This window comes from Pseudoalteromonas luteoviolacea, assembly GCF_000814765.1.
GTDB classification, from domain to species: domain Bacteria; phylum Pseudomonadota; class Gammaproteobacteria; order Enterobacterales; family Alteromonadaceae; genus Pseudoalteromonas; species Pseudoalteromonas luteoviolacea_H.
Genome location: NZ_JWIC01000004.1, coordinates 676,941 through 693,633 on the forward strand (window position 1 = coordinate 676,941; position 16,693 = coordinate 693,633).

General features: G+C 42.6%; 13 protein-coding genes. 12 read left to right on the forward strand and 1 reads right to left on the reverse strand.

The annotated features are described in order from the left end of the window. Window positions 1-110 precede the first annotated feature (110 nt). The 4 genes from JF50_RS27325 to JF50_RS06325 are packed head-to-tail and all read left to right on the forward strand — an operon-like array spanning window position 111 to window position 5,585. On the forward strand, window positions 111-3,866 hold the full coding sequence (locus tag JF50_RS27325) for a hypothetical protein (RefSeq protein WP_052262154.1): 3,756 nt from the start codon (window positions 111-113) through the stop codon (window positions 3,864-3,866). A 37-nt stretch (window positions 3,867-3,903) separates the two neighbouring features. Then, the gene (locus JF50_RS06315; protein ID WP_039608580.1) at window positions 3,904-4,356 is read left to right on the forward strand and encodes a phage tail protein; all 453 of its coding nucleotides are present in this window, start codon (window positions 3,904-3,906) and stop codon (window positions 4,354-4,356) included. Further along, complete coding sequence (locus JF50_RS06320; protein ID WP_039608581.1) at window positions 4,356-4,568, forward strand: tail protein X; 213 nt, start codon at window positions 4,356-4,358, stop codon at window positions 4,566-4,568. Before JF50_RS06315 ends, JF50_RS06320 begins: the two co-directional genes overlap by 1 nt. A 6-nt stretch (window positions 4,569-4,574) precedes the next feature. Continuing rightward, window positions 4,575-5,585, forward strand: coding sequence for a phage late control D family protein (locus JF50_RS06325; RefSeq protein WP_039608582.1), 1,011 nt, complete (start codon window positions 4,575-4,577; stop codon window positions 5,583-5,585). Window positions 5,586-5,743: 158 nt separating this feature from the next. Here JF50_RS06325 and JF50_RS06330 read toward each other — a convergent pair whose 3' ends face one another. Then, window positions 5,744-6,631: a DMT family transporter gene (locus JF50_RS06330; RefSeq protein ID WP_039608583.1), complete on the reverse strand. Its 888-nt coding sequence runs from the start codon at window positions 6,629-6,631 to the stop codon at window positions 5,744-5,746. Window positions 6,632-6,864: 233 nt separating this feature from the next. On the opposite strand from JF50_RS06330, the gene JF50_RS06335 reads away from it, so the two are divergent. The 8 genes from JF50_RS06335 (at window position 6,865) to JF50_RS06370 (ending at window position 16,688) form a co-directional block, all read left to right on the forward strand. Further along, entirely contained in the window at window positions 6,865-7,059 is a 195-nt protein-coding gene (locus JF50_RS06335) for a hypothetical protein (protein ID WP_039608584.1), read from the forward strand. Window positions 7,060-7,359: 300 nt separating this feature from the next. After that, complete coding sequence (locus tag JF50_RS06340; protein WP_039608585.1) at window positions 7,360-8,307, forward strand: homoserine O-succinyltransferase; 948 nt, start codon at window positions 7,360-7,362, stop codon at window positions 8,305-8,307. 58 nt (window positions 8,308-8,365) lie between these two features. Next, window positions 8,366-9,388 (forward strand): homocysteine S-methyltransferase family protein, encoded by a 1,023-nt coding sequence (locus JF50_RS06345; RefSeq protein ID WP_419177499.1) that lies wholly within the window; start codon window positions 8,366-8,368, stop codon window positions 9,386-9,388. Between the two features lie 11 nt (window positions 9,389-9,399). Next, window positions 9,400-12,027, forward strand: coding sequence for a methionine synthase (metH, locus tag JF50_RS06350; RefSeq protein WP_039608587.1), 2,628 nt, complete (start codon window positions 9,400-9,402; stop codon window positions 12,025-12,027). An 848-nt stretch (window positions 12,028-12,875) separates the two neighbouring features. Next, window positions 12,876-13,121, forward strand: a complete 246-nt coding sequence (locus JF50_RS06355) for a hypothetical protein (RefSeq protein WP_039608588.1) — start codon at window positions 12,876-12,878, stop codon at window positions 13,119-13,121. Between the two features lie 2 nt (window positions 13,122-13,123). After that, window positions 13,124-14,455: an ABC transporter permease gene (locus JF50_RS06360; RefSeq protein ID WP_039608589.1), complete on the forward strand. Its 1,332-nt coding sequence runs from the start codon at window positions 13,124-13,126 to the stop codon at window positions 14,453-14,455. A 12-nt stretch (window positions 14,456-14,467) separates the two neighbouring features. Beyond that, a complete protein-coding gene (locus tag JF50_RS06365) occupies window positions 14,468-15,679 on the forward strand; it encodes an ABC transporter permease (protein ID WP_039608590.1) in 1,212 nt (403 codons plus the stop codon). 325 nt (window positions 15,680-16,004) lie between these two features. After that, window positions 16,005-16,688: an ABC transporter ATP-binding protein gene (locus JF50_RS06370; RefSeq protein WP_039608591.1), complete on the forward strand. Its 684-nt coding sequence runs from the start codon at window positions 16,005-16,007 to the stop codon at window positions 16,686-16,688. Window positions 16,689-16,693 lie beyond the last annotated feature (5 nt).

Genomic DNA, 16,693 nt, shown 5'->3' on the forward strand with positions numbered 1-16,693 from the left:
AAGGACTTAAGCGCAGTTTTAGGGTCTTGAGCTATCAACCTTGGCACAGTGCCGTTCGTTGCGCTGTGCAATCCACACATTCCCGCTTATTTCTCTTCCTAGGTATGATTATGAAACATCAAGGATTGTCTGCAAAAGACCGTTCAAAGAACAAAGTAAAGTACCGCCTACCTAAGCAGGATCAGGTTGATCCAAATGTTCAATTAGGCAGTTTGCTTGCTAATTTGGTTAAAGCTAAAAAGCCATTAGATACCAGCGCATTAGAGGCTGTGATAGGGCAATTAGCCAATGTTAATGTCAATGAATTACTGGGCAATACCAGTCAGGTAATCTCAACCCATTTGACGCAATTTTCCAGTGCACAAGCAAAGTCAAATAATGCGGTTACGCACAGTGCACAGATGCTGCAAGGGGCTCAAGATGAGCAACAAGCCGAGACACTGAAAGCGCAAGTGGATGCCAAAATTGGTGATGGCACAGGGTTAAGCGGTGCCATTAAATCACTGGCAGAGCAAGTGTCGGCGTTAGATTTTCAGCAATTGCAAACAGCAGCTAGCAATGAGCTTTCACAGCTACAGGCTGCACTGCCACAGCTTTATGATGGCTTACCTATTAACGCATTGAGTGAGTCTTTAGCCACTGCAACCGCGCAAGTACAAAATGCGGATGTGCAAAATACCTTAGATTTGCAACTTGATGCATTGCGCCAAGCTGCACCCGTTATGGTTGATGCACTGGGTATTGCGCAAATGGGTAGCGATATCATCAGTGCCACGCAGGGCATAGCGCAAGGCACCAGCAGTGCGACCTTCAATGAAGATTTAAATACGCTGATCCAAAGCGCCCCGCAGGTACTGGAAACGTTTGGTTTTGATAAAGCCAGTGATGTGGTTAAGCAAACGTTGCCTGCTATTTCCTCGGTGAATTTCAAAGAGGTTTTTGAGGGCGATATAACAAGCTTAGCAAGTGCAGCGCCAGAGCTGTTGAATGCGTTTGATTTATCAGAAGCAGCTAAAACACTCGAAGGTGCATTGCCTGTCGTTGAAGCGCTTAATGTTAAAGAGCTACTCAATGGTGACTTATCTAGCTTAGTTGATGCGGCACCTGAAGTACTCAATGCACTAGATATGTCCAGTGCTGCGCAAACTTTAGAGCAGGCATTGCCAGCGCTTGAACAAGTTGATATTGCGGCGGTGATGCAGGGTGATTTAAGTACATTACAAAGTGCAGCACCTGAGTTACTTAAAGCGGTTGATTTATCATCGGTTCAGCAATCTTTAGCACAACATATCCCTGCTTTGTCTCAACTTGACTTGGCAGGCGTCATCGATGGCGACTTAAGTCAAGTGGTGAGTATCGCGCCTGAGCTACTAAAATCAGCTGGCTTTGAGCAGGTGTCAAATACGCTCAGCGCAGCCATGCCAGCATTACAGCAGCTTGATTTAAAAGGCATCGCCAGTGGTGATGTCTCAAGCTTAATGAATGCTGCGCCCGATTTATTGGCTTCGGTAGGCTTAAATGAGGCATCTGAAACACTCGGTGCAGCACTGCCAGCGTTACAGCAGCTTGATTTAAAAGGCATCGCCAGTGGTGATGTCTCAAGTTTAATGAATGCTGCGCCCGATTTATTGGCTTCGGTAGGCTTAAATGAGGCATCTGAAACACTCGGTGCAGCACTGCCAGCGTTACAGCAGCTTGATTTAAAAGGCATCGCCAGTGGTGATGTCTCAAGTTTAATGAATGCTGCGCCCGATTTACTGGCGTCAGTTGGGTTGAATGAGGCATCTGAAACATTCGGTGCAGCACTGCCAGCGCTACAGCAGCTTGACTTAAAAGGTATTGCCAGCGGTGATGTCTCAAGCTTAATGTCGGCAGCACCGGGTTTGTTAAAAGCGGCTGGGCTAGATGAAGCATCAGAGACCTTAGGTGCGGCATTACCAGCATTGCAGCAGCTTGATTTAAAAGGCATTGCCGATGGTGATGTTTCAAGTTTGATGTCAGCAGCGCCTGGTTTATTAAAGGCGGCAGGTTTAGATGAGATCGGCGCAACGTTAGATGCGGCTCTGCCAGCTTTACAAAAGCTAGACACTAAGGCGATTTTAGAGGGTGATTTAAGCTCATTGATGCAGCAAGCACCGCAACTGCTTAATGCATTTGGGCTGCAAGATGCAGCAAGTTTATTCACAAAGCACTCTGCGCTGATTGAGAAGCTCGATTTCAAAGGTATTTTAAATGGCGACCTATCTTCATTGACTGGCGCTGTTCCCGACTTATTAGCTGAGTTTGGACTCGGCGAGCTAGGTCTTGAGTCACTATTTGAAGGTGATGGAGAGGAAGAGGAGCAGTCTAAAAAGTCGAAGAAGAAATCGAAGAAAAACGCCAAAAAACAGCGTAAAAAGAAATCCAAGCGAGATAAAAAGAGTAAGCAAAGTAAGACCCCGGACGTTGATAACGATGCTGCTGATAACCGTAAAGAAACTAAATTAAATCAGACGCCTGAGAAACAGCAGGATAAGCGTAAAAAGCGCTCCAAGCCTGTATTGAAAATTTTGGACGGTGGCAAAGCAAAACCAGCAGAGCAGCAACTCCAAGACAGTAAAACAGAGTCAGCTAATCAGCAAGACAAAGATAAGCAATCTAAACAGCAATCGACTAACCAGTCAAAACCTAGCAAGTCATCTAAAGCGCCCAAGGCTGCTAATGATGCAATTTTCTCGAAGTTGGGTAAGTTCTTCAGCCAAAAAGGCGGTGGCATAGCGAACTTTGCGAAAAATAACTTAAAGGGTGTAGGTCGATTGAATGCGGCTGCAACAATTGCAATGAGTGGGTTGGATGCTTACTCCGCTTTGACTGATGACTCTTTAAGTAAACGTGAAAAAACCAGCGCTGTAGGTGGGGCTATTGGTTCTGCTGGCGGTGCTCTGGCTGGCGCTGCTGCGGGTGCTGCGATTGGATCCGTGGTACCTGTTGTTGGCACAGCTATTGGTGGTATTGTTGGCGGTGCTATCGGCGCATTTGGTGGCGAATCTATTGGCTCCTTCTTAGGTGATACATTGGGCGGTTGGTTCTTTGAGGATGAACCTAAAGAGGAAGCAGCTAAAGCAGATGAAGTTGTGTCAGTATCGAATACTTTGGCGAAAGACCAAGCAGACACCGAGTTTAGTGCGTCAACCCAGCAAGTGTCAGGCAATACGTCGCACACAGCAAACTCACCACTACAGTTTGTCAAAGACAATGTCATCAATGAAGCCAATATGTTTACGGGCACGATGGCGGCGGTTGAGCAAGCTTCGGGTACGTCTAATGGAAAATGGAACAAAGCATCTCAGCGAGGGCAATTACTTGGTCATGCGTTAAATGGCCATACCATTTATCAGGCTGCGGCCAATGATGAGTTATCAGCAGAGGAAAAAGCACACACCATTGGTGGTACGGCGACTGGTGCGTTGAGCTCTGAGGTAGTCTCTAATCTAGTTGGAAAAATTCCCAAGTACGGCAAATTCCTAGCGCCAGTTGCTGGATATCTAACGAATGCTGTGATGTCTCAAGTCGGTGGTGACTTCTTCGCTAGTTTATTTAGTGATGATAAGCCGCACAATGCGGATGCACCCAAGACCAAAACACCTTTATCAACGCCTACACCTCAGGCCCTTGCTGAGTCTAGTACATCGAACTCGCAAATCAGTAGCGATGTGCAAGCGCAGCAAGTCGCGGGCAACATCACAGTGAATGCAAACATCACGGTGAATGCACAGTCTGAACAACAAGCTCATGAAATCGCACAACAAGTGAAGCAAGTGTTAGAGCAACAGCAGCAACAAGCGATGCGCGATTATCGTGCTCGATATTACAACGAGGTAGCTTAAGGGGGAGCCCCCTTAAGCTTTTATACGAGGACTTTCGATGGCAAAGATCAATCATGCCAATTACATGATGCAACTGGGCGAATACAAGTTTTCTGTCAGTACAGCGGCGTTTCAAAAATTACAGTTTAATACCGAATATCGCTGGAAAGATCTTGAGTCACAAACCGATAAAAATAGCCCGATAAAGCAATTTATTGGGGTCGGTGAGCAAACTTTAGAGCTTGAAGGGACTATCTTTCCACAGCTGGTTGAAAACGGTTTAAAGCAACTTGATTTTATGCGTGATGAGGCAACCCTTGGTGTACCGCTGACACTGACTTATGTAGAAGAAAGTGGCAAGTCCAGCCCGAGTGTTGGTCGTGTACTTGGCAAGTGGGTGATTAAATCAATCAATGAAACGCGCACGCTATTTCTGAACGATGGTATTCCAAGAGAGATTCAATTTAGCATGCGTCTGTCACGCTATGATGGCAATGAGGGAAATAAATAATGAGTGCAGTAAGTTACATTACACGAGACGGAGACTGTCTCGATTTGATTTGCTTTCGTCATTATGGTCGCAGTTCAGGGATGGTAGAGCGGGTACTTGAAGCCAACTATGGTCTTGCCGACTTGGGACCCATATACCCTGAAAATATTAAAATTGTTCTACCGGATGTACCTAAACCAAAAGTACAACGCGAGATCAATATTTGGGAGTAATTGGCAATGGAGTTACAGCCACAATATTCAGTAAAAGCCAATGGCAACGAAGTCGCGGAAAAATTGCGAGATAGAATCGCAGAAGTCAGTGTGACGCTCCGCACAGGTTTATTAAGTGACATGTGTGTTGTTAAATTCGACAACCTTGAAAAAGCCCCCATTACTTTGCCGGAACCAACTGACAAGCTTGAAATCGCAATGGGCTATAAGCAAGGCACTGAAGATGGAAAAGCCCCCAGTGTTGTCCTTGGAGAGTTTGAAGTCGGTGAATATCAAGTTGTGGGCCCAGTGCGTGCGCTGGAGCTGGTGGGTAACAAAGTATTTTGGGATCAAAATTTAAAAGCGGCTAAGTTAAAATCTTGGCCCAGCGATCCTGATAATCCATTGACGCTTGGCAGTGTGATCTCTGAGATTGCACAAGAATATGGACTGACCCCCCGTATTGCCCCTGCGCTTGATAGCATTACTTTGCCACATATTGAGCAAAGTGAAAGCGACATGCAGCTGATGAGTAAGCTTGCTGAGCAGCACGATGCAGTAATGAAAATCATCAATGATAACTTGGTGTTTATGAAAAAGGGCACTGGTCGTTCATTGTCTGGGCAACCCCTACCGCAAGTGAGCCTTGAGCCGAAATGGATTGTTGACTGGAAGTTCAATACATTGCATTACCGCTTAACCAAAGAAGTGGTGGCCAAATATCATGATTTGGATATTGCACAGTTACAAACGGTTTCTGCAGGCGGTGGTACACCCAGTTTAACTTTACCGTATACCTATGCTGATGAAGCAAGTGCGCAACATGCCGCTGAGAGTAAGCTGGCACAGCTTAATCGAGCGCATGTCAGTGCAGACATGGTGGTCTATGGTAATCCAGATATTGTGGCGGGCGCTGTGGTTGAAGTACAAGGCACACAAAGCGCGCTTGATAAATCTTGGTTTGTGAAAGAGGTTAGGCATGTCATCAATGGGCATGGCTTTTTGTCCTATTTGCAATGCGAAACTTTGTCTGAATAACCTTTTTTAACCTCTTTTATATTAAATATTTCATATCGCACTGCTGATCTTGCGGTGCTTCTCCTTCCTTACCTCCTACCTCCAAGGCCATCTTACCGATTTGCTCACGTGCATTGCTCTATGCATAAATTGGCTGAGATGGCCTCTTTCCTAACTTTTTATCCCCTCAAAAGTAAAGTAATACCGCTCAATGCGGTTATCCCACCTAATATCATCCCACGCGTAACATGCTCCTTTCGTATTAAACTCATTGTCATGACCATCAATGGAGCGGCTGAAAATATCGTTTGTGCAATCGCCGGATCTGTATTGTTGACTGAGATAAGTTGCAGCCATAGCCCGATAAAGGTGCCAAAAAACACCGCAGCAAATAACCAGGCTTTGCCATCAATCCCTTTAAGTGTGATGGAGCGAGTCAGTGATGCTTGTTTGAGTATGGCAACTATTATAGCGACGACTAAGGTGCCTGAAGCAAGTCGTATCATTGCAGCCCAAAGGCTACTGATACTGTCATCATTGAGTGCTCCTTTTGAAAGCACCATGCCTGCCGCTTGGCAAGTGGCTGCGGCAAGTGCAAAGAGCACGCCTTTTCGATAGATATCTTTATCTAGTTTTGGCAATTTTTGGCTTGGTTTTACCGCGATAATAACGCCGATAGTAGTAATAATAATACCCAGCCAAGCCGTTGCAGAGAGATAGACACCTAACAAAATGATGTTGAGTAGTCCTGCGATGGCAGGTGCGAGTGATTCAATCACCAGAGTTCGGGCAGGACCAATATTACGCAGTGCGGCAAAATAAGCGCTGTCACCAATGGCAATGCCGACAATACCACTGGCAATCAACCATCCCCAACTCGTATGGCTAGATGGCAATTGCGTATCCCACGTGAAAAGGAGTACGGCCGCCATTAATGCCGACGCGATAACACCCTTAGCGACGTTCAGTTCTAATGGATTTAGATGATGACTAAATCGTTTATAGAGTAGGGTCGAAAATGCCCATACTGCAGCTGCACAAAACGCAGCGATCTCTCCAATACCCACAAATTTACTTAGTTACTTGTTTGTTAATGTGGCGGTACTGTAATTATTTTGTATATATATGCAATAAAATTGAGTTTAATCGTCTGTGGGAGTCTTAATCCCTTCCTCGTATATCCCACTTGAAAATAAACTTTCAGTTTTTATTGAAACTTTAGAACTTAATTTGCTACACTCATTTTTGTTGAAATAGTCGTGTGCTTAAATCGGCCTATGGCCTTGTGCTGGAGAGTGAAATGATCCTAGATGCAATTCAAATTAATTTAATTATTTTGGGCTTTTGTATGTTTATCTCATGCTTAATTATGGCGATGACGGAGTCAAAGCAATTTGTAGGAGAGCAGCGTTTAAAAGTGGGCATTGAATATGGCATTTTTGCAGCAACAGGGTTGATAGCGAGTGTCGTCTTAGGGTATGGCTATTTCAGTTGATCATCTACTTGCATGACAGGGTGCTTATTGCTTGAGCACCCTATATTCTTTTTTTCTAATCCCTTCCGACTCATTAAGCTTTATGTCGTTTATTCCCACCTTCAATTATCCTTTCATGATTTATGTGTCCACCTTTCTTTAGAATGCTTATTTTGGTTTTTTTGTGCGTTTTCCCCTTTACTGTTTAAGTGTGTCTTTCATTTGGACGTCTGTACATCTAGAAGTTGATATTTTATGGCGTTCGTTCATAATGTCAGCCACTATAGTATTGTCAGTTTTATCCAATTAGGGGAGGATCTCATGCCGATCACTGTTAAAGACGAGTTACCCGCGATTGCGAGGTTGCGTCACGAAAATGTTTTTGTGATGCCAAAAAGCCGCGCCATGTCTCAAGAGATCCGCCCGATGCGTTTAGCCATATTGAACCTCATGCCAAATAAGGTAGAAACTGAGGTTCAATTTATTAGATTGCTGGCCAATACTCCGCTTCAAGTCCATGTGGATTTATTGCGTCTCGATACACACCGTAGCTCGGAAAATTCTGAGCAGCACTTAAATATGTTTTATCGTTACTTTTCTGAAGTTCAAGATGAAAACTACGATGCACTGATTGTGACTGGTGCACCATTGGCCCATTTGGAATACACCGATGTAATCTACTGGCAAGAACTACAAGCGTTTTTTGACTGGGCTGAAAATCACGTGACCTCAACGTTATTTTCTTGTTGGGCAGCTCATGCTGGTTTGTTTCATCATCATGGTTTAAAGCGAGATCTGAAAGCGCAAAAGCTATGTGGTGTGTTTAAACATCAAGTATATTTTGATCACGGCGCTTTGACACGCGGATTTGATGATGAATTTTTAGTACCGCATTCTCGCTATGGCTATATCGATATAGATAAGATTAATAATAAGGAAGATTTAGTTGTATTAGCAGGTTCAGAAGTTGTGGGTGCTTACTTACTTAAAAATAAAACAGGTAGCCAGGTGTATATTACTGGGCACCCCGAATATGATGCTGATACACTGCAAAAAGAATATTTGCGTGATTTGCAAAATGCGCCGGATGCCCCAATGCCAGATAATTATTTTCCAAATGATGACGTTGACGCCAAGCCATCGAAAACGTGGCAAAGTCACGCCTTTTTATTATTTTCAAATTGGTTAAACTATTATGTTTACCAAACAACTCCGTACGATATTAATCTCGTTAGCCAAGACGTAAGGACTAACAATTATGCCGAATAACAGTGTGCCATTTGAGCCTGTCGATGGCCAAGCCGTATCTGAAGCGCTGAAAAAAACCATGCAAGAGCGTATTGTCATTTTAGATGGTGCCATGGGTACCATGATCCAAAAACACAAGTTTGAGGAAGAAGATTACCGTGGTGAGCGCTTTAAAGATTGGCATGTGTTGATCAAAGGCAACAATGATTTATTGAGCCTCACGCAGCCTGATGTGATTAAGCAAATTCACCGTGAATATTTAGAAGCCGGTGCTGATATTATCGAAACTAATACCTTCAACTCGACCACCATTTCGATGGAAGACTATGACATGGCGAGCTTAAGCCGTGAAATTAATTTCGAGTCAGCGAAATTAGCCCGCCAAGTCTGTGATGAATTTACTGCTAAGGATCCAAGTAAACCACGTTATGTGGGCGGAGTACTTGGTCCGACGTCAAAAACATGCTCTATTTCTCCTGATGTAAATGATCCGGGTTATCGTAATGTGACTTTTGATGCGCTGGTGGAAGCGTATATTGAATCAACCCTTGCCTTAATTGAAGGCGGCGCGCACCTTATCTTGATTGAAACAATTTTTGATACGCTCAATGCAAAAGCGGCTGCCTATGGTGTAGAAGAGGCATTTGATCAAGCAGGAGTTAGGTTGCCTGTAATGATTTCAGGCACTATTACTGATGCGTCTGGTCGTACTTTATCAGGGCAAACCACAGAAGCATTTTATAACTCTATTCGCCATATCAAACCGATCTCTATTGGTTTAAATTGCGCGTTGGGACCTGATTTACTGCGTCCTTATGTTGAAGAGTTATCACGCGTATGTGAAACCTTTACGTCCGTGCACCCTAATGCAGGCTTACCAAATGAATTTGGTGAGTATGATTTAGAAGCCGATGACATGAGTAAAGAGATTGTTGACTGGGGTAAAGAAGGTTTTATTAATATAGTTGGCGGGTGCTGTGGTACGACGCCTGAGCATATTAAAGCCTTTGCGGATGGTTTGGCTACTGTGTCACCGCGTAAGCTCCCTGAGCTTGAAGTACGTATGCGTTTATCTGGCCTTGAAGCCTGTAATCTGAATTAGGAAGTATCATTATGACGCAATCTACAGCTGTATTTACTAACGTTGGGGAAAGAACCAATGTCACAGGATCAGCGCGATTTAAACGCCTCATTTTAGAAGAAGATTACGAAACAGCGCTGGAAGTTGCCAGAGAGCAGGTTGAAGGCGGTGCACAGGTGATTGATATCAACATGGATGAAGCCATGTTGGACTCAAAAATGGCGATGGTGAAGTTTTTAAACTTGATTGCCTCTGAGCCTGAAATCTCAAAAGTGCCTATTATGGTTGACTCCTCGAAGTGGGATGTCATTGTCGCTGGCCTGAAGTGTATTCAGGGTAAGGCCATTGTAAACTCTATCTCGTTGAAAGAGGGCAGAGAGCCTTTTGTACAACAGGCTAAGGTATTAAAGCGCTTTGGTGCAGCTGTTGTTGTGATGGCGTTTGACGAAGTTGGTCAGGCTGAAACGGCAGATCGTAAGTTTGAAATTTGTCAGCGCTCGTACAAAATTCTTGTCGATGAGCTTGGCTTCCCGCCAGAAGACATTATCTTTGATCCGAATATCTTTGCCGTTGCCACCGGTATTGAAGAACATGATAACTATGCCGTTGAATTTATTGAGGGCACGCGCCGCATAAAACAAAACCTCCCGCACTGTAAGGTATCAGGCGGTGTGTCGAACGTGTCGTTCTCGTTCCGAGGCAACAACCCAGTTCGTGAAGCTATCCATTCAGTCTTTTTATACCATGCCATCAAAGCCGGTATGGATATGGGGATAGTCAACGCCAGTCAATTGGCGGTGTATGACGATATTCCACTTGAATTGAGAAATGCTGTTGAGGATGTGATCCTCAATACTGATCCAGGTGCGGGTGAGCGCTTAGTGGATATTGCTCCTAAATACTCAGGTATGGCGCAAGCTGAGAAAAAAGAAGATTTAGAGTGGCGCACATGGCCAGTTGCGAAAAGGTTAGAGCATGCCCTTGTAAAAGGGATCACTGAATATATCGATGAAGATACAGAAGAGTGTCGTTTAAGCTTTGATAAGCCAATCCAAGTGATTGAAGGACCACTGATGGATGGTATGAATGTGGTCGGTGACTTATTTGGTGCCGGTAAAATGTTCCTGCCTCAGGTGGTTAAATCGGCCCGTGTCATGAAGCGAGCTGTGGCCTATCTTGACCCGTTTATTGAAGCGGAAAAAGAAGAGGGCGCAAGCAACGGTAAAATCGTTATGGCTACCGTAAAAGGCGATGTTCACGATATTGGTAAAAATATTGTGGGGGTTGTGTTGCAGTGTAATAACTATGAAGTGGTTGACTTAGGTGTCATGGTCCCTGCTGAAAAGATCTTGCAAACGGCCATTGATGAAAAAGCAGATGCCATTGGCTTATCTGGCCTTATTACTCCATCACTGGATGAAATGGTACATGTGGCGAAAGAAATGACACGTCGCGGCTTTGATATTCCGTTATTAATTGGTGGTGCAACTACATCTAAAGCCCATACTGCGGTGAAGATTGAGCCTCAGTATGACAAAGGCGTTATTTATGTGAATAATGCCAGCCGAGCTGTTGGGGTGGTTTCTAGTCTATTAAGTGATACTCAAAAGCCTGTGTTCCTAGAGAAAACAGCCAATGAATATGTCAAAGTACGTGAGCAACAAGCGCGTAAAAAGCCGCGTTCAAAGCCGGTGACGTTAGCCCGTGCGCGTGACAATGCGACAAAATTGGATTGGGATAACTATATCCCACCAAAACCTAAAAAGCTGGGTATTACGGAGTTTAAAGATGTCAGTATTGCCACTTTACGTAAATACATAGATTGGACACCTTACTTCATGACATGGTCTTTAGCGGGTAAATATCCGCGTATTTTAGAAGATGAGATTGTTGGTGAAGAAGCCAAAAAGTTATTTGCTGATGCCAACGCCATGCTCGATGACTTGGAGCAAACAGGCAAATTACAACCGCTTGGCGTCATTGGTTTATTCCCTGCAAACCGTGTGGATGATGATATTGAAATTTACACCGATGAGTCTCGCTCAGAAGTTATTCTAAAATCGTGTCAGTTACGTCAACAAACAGAAAAAACGGATTTTCCGAATTATTGCTTGGCAGACTATGTCGCACCAAAAGGTATAGATGATTATTTTGGCGCATTTGCGGTGACAGGGGGTCTTGAAGAGGATGACTTAGCGGATGCGTTTGATGCACAGCAAGATGACTACAACAAGATCATGGTTAAAGCGGTTGCAGATAGATTAGCTGAAGCTTTTGCTGAGTATTTGCACGAACAAGTTCGAAAGGAGCACTGGGGGTTTGCGGCGGATGAGTCGCTGACCAACGAAGAGCTTATCCGTGAAAACTACCAAGGTATTCGTCCTGCACCGGGTTATCCTGCCTGTCCTGAGCACACTGAGAAGAAAAAAATCTGGGCGTTACTGGATGTAGAAAATCGTATCAATATGAAATTGACCAGCTCTTATGCTATGTGGCCGGGTGCTGCGGTTTCAGGTTGGTATTTCTCACACCCTGATTCAAAGTATTTTGCGGTTGCAGCAATCCAAAAAGATCAGGTGGAAGATTATGCTCGCAGAAGTGATATGTCTGTAGAGGAAGCTGAGCGATGGTTATCCCCTAACTTAGGTTATGAAGCTTAAGCTTAATTACCCTTCTTGAAGTGCATCAGATAGCGATGTTTCTGATGCGCTTATTCATTTTTAATCCCAGTTGTCTCCATTATCATGAGTAAGTTGCATATAAATAGCAACATGTTATATTTTTGTGTGTACTTTAGGTAAAAAGTGTTTTCTAATAGGCGTGTTTAGTAGACATATAACATGATGCACAGCATTTATATGATCTAATAAACATTGGTTTAAGCCTAACTTCAGATACTTAGCTTTTATTGAGATATGAAATTATTAATATCGATTTCGTGACTAAAATATTAGATTTGGTTAATCGATGGGACATTTTATCTGGCTTTGCATGCTTGTACATTGTCGTATCGTTTAACACTTCAATTTTATGAAGCAGATACGTCACGTTGAAGGTAAATAAAGAAAGTTTTTTGACCATTAGGCACGGATAAAAGTGGGTTTAAGGTGGGTTAGTTAAAAAGGTTAAGCTGCTACTGAGATACTGCCGTTAAGTAACCTAATTAATTTAATAGGCTAGCGCACTAAGCTGCTAAGTTTGTGCTCTTAAATCAATTTTTATATAGATTAAATGCAATTCAGCTTTTGTATAACATACAAAAAATCATCCCTTTGAAGTCAGCGTTAATTAGTGGTGTAACTTGTGTTTAAACGGCTTTATTGGTGACTTTTAGATGTTTGTTATGTATCTTTTGGGTTTTTATATTGTGTATTTTTTGTTTTTCGGGAGCAAATTAAATAGCCCGCTAATATGGCTATGTAATAAAATGAAAGAGATAATAGAGCGAGTAGCTCTACAAGTGAAAAAGGAAGTTCATATATTAATCAAGGATTTGTGAGGAATAATAATGATAAGTAATTCAATTTTTGCCCATTCAAACAGCAAGTGTATTTTTAAAAAATACTTTTCACTGCCGTTTGGTATCGCAATTTTTGTTAATGGGTTAATTGCAATGATATGTAAAATAAATGTCTCTCAGCTAGTTAACTACCGTTTGAAAGTAAATCTTAGGCAAGAGGGCAAGGTACTTGAAAAGTATAACTTGTCTTCACTCTGTAATGTATTAAATATCGCCAAAGCTACTCAGGAGTGAATATGCTGATTTATTATATCAAGCTGGCAGTCATAAGCTTGAGAAGAACCCCTCTTTTAAGCTTTTTGATGATTGCGACGATCTCGGTTGGCATAGCAGCAACCATGATCACTTATACAGTCAGCTATATGATGAGTAAGGACCCAATTCCAAGTAAGAGCGAACGTTTGTTTACGGTACATTTAAGCTCTTGGAGTCCGGATCAAATGTTTCGGATGCGAGATGGTAAGGAAGATATTCCTATGTTCGTCACATACCAAGATGCGATGAATTTATATAGGCAAAAAGTCGGTGTTAACCAGACAATTATAAGCAGCCACAAAGCGATGGCACGTAGCTCGACGCAGCCTATCAATGAAGCCATATCAACTTATATCAGGCCGACAACACACGAGTTTTTTGGCATGTTCGAGGCGCCTTTTTTATACGGTAATCCGTGGTCATCACTTGAGGATGAACAAGGAACGCAAGTGGTGGTTTTATCAAAACAACGAAATGAACGATTATTTGATGGGCAGAACTCCATAGGTAAAGAAGTATTAATTGGTGGCCTTTTATATCGTGTGGTGGGTGTTTTGGATGATTGGCCATTAATACCAAGGTTCTATTTAGAGGGCTCAGAAATGTTCACTGAAGCTCGCGATATGTTTATTCCTTTTCGGACTCAGGTAAACAATAACTGGTTATCGACAAAAGATACCAGTATTTATTGCTGGGGCGATTATGACCTAAATGAACTGAACTCAGTGCTCAATTCAGAGTGCGTCTGGTTGTACTTTTGGGTTGAATTAAACTCGGCAGAACAGCGCAGTGATTATCTAAACTTCGTGAACAATTATGCGATGGAGCAACGCGAATTTGGACGTTTTCCAAGAGAGCAAATGAATCGTGTTTTTGATGTGAATGAGTTTATTAAATACAGTAAGGTTGTGAGCAGCGATAGTAAAATTGCGGTTTGGTTAGCGGTGGCATTTCTCATTGCTTGTTTACTTAATTGCATGAGTTTAATGATGACCAAATTCCATGGTAAGGGCTCTGAAGTTGGGCTAAGGCGAGCCATAGGGGCGAGTCAACAGGATATTGCTTGTCAGTTTACGTGTGAAGCAGTACTTATCGGCTTCGCTGGTGGGGTTTTGGGTTTAGTGCTTGCCAATATTGGTTTATCAGTGACTGCGCAAGTGTATAGCCATTTAAATGCTCAGTTGATGACAATGAATATTGAGCTTGTGATGATAACGATATTGGTGTCTGTTGCGACGAGTATTTTATTTGGCGGTTATCCAATATATAGAGCATGTAAAATTCAGCCATCTAGTCAGTTAAAAAGTTTATAAAAAGGGACGCAAATGAAAGATCTTAAACCCATCATTAAGTCGCTTTTACATTCAAAAATGGCCCCATTGCTGATTATTTTGCAAGTGGCAGTGACGTTTACAATTTTGGTCAACTCTATCTATTTAATGGTGGAGAAACATGCAGATATTAATAACCCAAGTGGTTTAGCGGAAGAGAGTCTTTTTTCATTTCAAATGTCGATCAACGGCGAAGATATGGATGAAAAGGTAGCAAACCTGTATCGGGATTTAGAGTCAATCAGAGCGCTTGAAAGTGTTGCAGAGGTAACAACCGTGAGTTCAATTCCACTTTCCCATCGAGGTGGTGGATTTGAAATTAGATTAGACCCTAATGAGTCTGGTTATATCACTAAAGCTGCATTTTTTACCGGTGGGCATCAAATAATTGAAACAATGGAATTAAATTTGATTGCTGGAGAGGGGTTTTCGCTCATTGATGAAGGTGTCATGAGCACCTTTTTAGCGGATAGAGCTGTCGGCATTGTGATTACTAAAGCACTTGCTCAAGAGCTATACCCTGAAGATTGGCATAAAGCGCTTGGCAAAACTGTCTATCTAAATCAATCACCACAGACTATTCGAGGCATAGTTGAACATATGGTTGGCCCTTGGAGTTTTTGGCCGCAGAAGAATAATAATGTGATCTATCCGACTATTTTCATAATGGGTGATATGAATGTGCTTGTTAAAGCACATAAAGGGCAGCGTGAGAAAAGTATGAGAGATGTTGTTGAGCTGTTGATGCAGGACCCGTCACGTTACATAGATGAGTTGAAATCTATGAGTGAATTGAAAGAAACAGCTTATCAAGCACAAAATGCAGCATATACGACTTTACAGGCAGTAATTTTAGGGTTGTCACTGATCACAATGTTAGGTGTTTTTGGTCAAGCGCGATTCACTGTATTGAAGCGTCGCAAGCAAATAGGCACAATGCGAGCACTGGGTGCCAGCAGAGTGGAAATAATACGGTATTTTACGCTCGAAAATGCCTTTATAACCGCGTGTGGCATTGCAATTGGTGTGATTTTGACAATCTTAGCTAATAATTTAATTGTTGAGCACTTTGCATTATCCCCAGTACCTGTACCGTATATTATTTATGGTGGAGTTATTATTTTTATCGCAGGTTTAGTTGCGGTTATTCAGCCGTCAATTAAAGCTTCAAATGTCTCCCCGGCAGAGGCAACGCGTTCTGTGTAACCTTACCAAAGAGCTCACTCGATGTGAGCTTTTACTATTCCTAACCTGATTACTCACTGTAGTAATTGCTTCGTTGCTCTTACATTGAGCAAAGATGCGAAGAATTGATTTTCTGGTGAAATTTATATTAATTTTGTGTTTATTTTTATGGTTATCGACTACAATGTTCTAGTTGTTTTTTTGGGTACTTGTTTTCCCAAATTGGCAGGGTATTTAATAAAAAGCATATGGAACAGCAAGCTGTATTCTTTTCACTACGCGATGCCGTTAGTAAGAATAGTGAACCGCTGTAGAATAACTAGTTAATAACGTTAAAGGAAATGTCATGTTAAAAATGCGAGGAGTTGCAAAGTCTTTTGTCACTGATACGGTCAAAACTCAGGCATTACAGCCATTTGATCTAGATATTGAGCAAGGTGAATTTGTTGCGGTAGTTGGACCTTCGGGGTCGGGTAAAACTACGTTTCTGAATATCGCAGGTCTACTGGAAGAATATTCTGAAGGGCAGTACTTTTTAGACGACAAAGATACAACAGGGTTATCTGATAAGCATAAGTCAGCGCTGAGAAATCAAAAGATTGGTTTCATATTTCAAAGCTTCAATTTAATCCCCGAACTCAACCTATTTGATAATGTGGAAATGCCTTTAAGGTATAGAGACTTTAGTGCCAAAGAACGAACTGAAAGGGTGTTAAATGCGCTTGAAAAAGTCGGGCTTGCAGGGCGAAAATCACATTATCCTCAGCAGTTATCGGGGGGGCAGCAGCAACGTGTTGCCATTGCAAGAGCCCTTGCTGGTAGTCCATCTTTCCTGCTTGCTGACGAACCCACTGGTAATTTAGATTCGAAGATGGCTGATGGCATTATGTCATTATTACGAGATATCAATCAACAAGGTACCAGTATTTTAATGGTAACTCACGATATGGATCAAGCTAAGCAGGCTGGTCGTATTGTGGAGATACGAGATGGCCATTTAAGTGAACAAAAAATTGCGATGACCGCGTAGGGGGT